We start from the raw sequence: 2,762 nt of genomic DNA, 5'->3' as shown, positions 1-2,762 counted from the left end.
ATGCGGAAGCTGGCGCAGTCGTACGCGTTGTCGGCCTCGCAGCTGGACGGCCTGGAGAAGCCGGCGTTCCCGCCGCCGCCGGGGGCGATCGTGCCGCCTGAGGAGGGCACGAGGTACGGGAGCGCCGGGCGTGAGTTCGGGGCCCCGCCCGTGGGCGGCGGCGCGCCGCCGCACTCGCCGGGAACCGGGCCGGGCGGCGGCTATCCGACGGAGGTTGCAGCGACACCTCCAGGACATAGCGTTTCCGCGCCCATTCATCCGGGGAGCGCTCCTGTGCCAAGGTCTGTCGAAATGGAGATCGCCGGAGCTACTGCGTTGCCAGATGCTCCGTCGAACCCCTCAACGATTCCTCCCGGTACGAACGGGGGCAAGAGCGAAATCAGTCTGCCGTCGACAGCGCACGTCGTTGCGCCCGGCCTAGGCGGAAGCCGCCCCGCCCTCTCACCGGTGACAGGTGGTGGTAGGCCAGCTGGAAGTGTGCGTCCCCCCGTTCCGGCCTCCAACTGGGGAAATCCTGGCGCCGGCGGGATCAACAGGCCTCCCCGTGAAAGCGGAATCGTAGGCGGCCGCCCTGCTGTGCAGGCCCCGGTCCGTGACGGTCTTCCTCGTGGCACCGTGGTCGGTGGGGAAGGGGCGCAGGCCGGTCGTGCGCCGATGGGGCAGGGCGCGGGAACTGGAGGTGCCGGAGGTGCCCGCGGTGGCAACGTCGGGGGCCGCCGCCTCGCAGGCGAGTCCGGTGGGGTGGTGGGCGGCCGTCCCCAGCAGACAGGGCGCACATCCGGTCGTTCCTTCACCCCGGGAGGCACCGGCTTGGTCCGCGGCGCGGCAGCGGCTGAAGGTGTTCGGGCCGGCCAGGCAGGACGCGGGGGAGCCACTACTCCCCAGAGGCCGGGGAAGCCGAGTCGCGGTGAGGGCGAACGGCCGGACTATCTCGTCGAGGATGAGGAAACGTGGCTTGGGGGCGGCCGACGGGTCGTTCCTCCAGTCATCGACTGATCGATTGAGCTGATGGAAACGGCAAAGGAATCGGATGCGCACCAGCAGTAGTGATACGGGAGTCACCCGACGAATCATGGTCCCGGCGGTGATGGGGCTATTGCTGATTGGAAGCATGGCGACGCCCGCGTATTCAGATTCGGCCCGTTCCGAGCAGTGGCACCTCGATGCGATGCAGGCCGAGAAGATGTGGGCTACGAGTACCGGTGCAGGTGTCACTGTAGCCGTCATTGACACAGGCGTGGACGCAACGAATCCTGACCTTGACGGAAGAGTGCTCAGGGGGCTGAATCTGGAGCACGGTGTGCCTGGAAACGAGCTTGAGGATTACAGCGGTCACGGAACGGGGATCGCCGGCATCATCGCTGGAACAGGTAAGGCAGAAGGGGGATATGGGGCTTTCGGGTTGGCGCCCGAGGCGAAGATTCTCCCCATCCGCATGCCTGACGCCACCAAGGCTGCGAACCAGGATTCCGCCCATGAGCGTTTCCACGCGAACATCCCAAAAGCTATTCGATATGCCGTTGACCACGACGCCAAGGTTGTCAATATCTCCCTGGGGGTAACGACAGGCTCGCGACAGTTGGAAGAAGCTGTGCGATATGCCTTGGATGAGGGTGCGCTCGTTTTTGCGGCTGTTGGAAATAGCGGTGATGCTGCAAACCTGGCGGAATACCCGGCTAGTACACCTGGCGTAGTGGGTGTAGGTGCCATTGGGCGGGATCTTCAGAAGACGGATGAATCACAGTTCGGTTCGCAGGTCGATTTGTCTGCGCCGGGCGAAGAGTTGGTTCATGCCTGTGGCGGCGAGACCGGGTTCTGTGAGTCACACGGGACCAGTGACGCTTCAGCTTTGGCCTCCGCATCCGCCGCGCTCATCTGGTCCAAGCACCCGGACTGGACCAACAACCAGGTCCTTCGGGTTCTGCTGAACACCGCAGGTGCACCCACAAGCGGGGCCGAGCGTAACGACTATGTCGGCTACGGCGTCGTCCGCCCCCGGATCGCCCTGAAGACCCCCGGCGACCCCGGCCCCGCCGACGAATACCCGCTCCCCGACCTTGCGGCGGCCGAGTCCCCGATGCCCTCCGCGAAGCCGTCCAAGGCCGCGGGCGGTTCTGAGGAGAGCGACAAGCCGGCCGTCGCGGCGCCGACCTCCGACGGCAGCGGCAACATGACGCTCTGGATCGGTCTGGGCGTCGGTGCGGCGGCCCTCATCGGCGCTGCAGTGGCAGTCATGGTCATCCGCTCCCGCCGCCGAAGCGCTACCCGTGCTGTCTCGCACCCGTACCAGCCGCCGCACGGCTATCAGCAGCAACCGCAGCCCCCATACCCGTCATACCCGTCGTACGGGCCCCCTCCCGGTGCTTCCGGATCCGGTGCACCGTACAGCGGCCCTCCAGGTCAAGGTCCCACCGTCTGAATCCGCAAGGGCGACTGCCCGTCAGGCTCCGTACCCGGGACACTTCGGGCCGCGACGGTCGGCGACGCGGAGGGCGTCGGTCAGGCACTGCACGGGGGACGGACGGGGGCTGAGGATGGATCACAGGGAAAGCAGGACAGGGCACACCGTTCGACAGCATGACGCACGAGGCCATGCTGGCCTGGCTGGACATGGCCAACAGTGGGGCGATCCAGGGTGCGTCGGACCGGTTGATCAGTGCGGCGAAAGAGATCCGCGAGATCGCGGAGGAGCTGAAGGTCCGTCCGCAGACGGTCGAGTGGAAGGGCGAGGGCGCCACAGCCTTCCGCACCTGGAGCGAAGA

Annotated in this window: 1 protein-coding gene and 1 pseudogene; both read left to right on the top strand. The window is 66.7% G+C overall.

The window, feature by feature from the left end:
* Positions 1–1,030: 1,030 nt before the first annotated feature.
* Entirely contained in the window at positions 1,031–2,419 is a 1,389-nt protein-coding gene (gene mycP, locus ABZ441_RS33500) for a type VII secretion-associated serine protease mycosin (protein WP_358981183.1), read from the top strand.
* Between the two features lie 158 nt (positions 2,420–2,577).
* Positions 2,578–2,762, top strand: a pseudogene (locus ABZ441_RS33495) (translation initiation factor IF-2); the annotation flags it as partial.

The organism is Streptomyces sp. NPDC005752, assembly GCF_040630715.1.
In the GTDB taxonomy this organism is placed as follows: Bacteria; Actinomycetota; Actinomycetes; order Streptomycetales; family Streptomycetaceae; genus Streptomyces.
The sequence above is the reverse complement of the archived record's forward strand: the minus strand, read 5'-3'. Positions and strand labels throughout refer to the sequence as shown.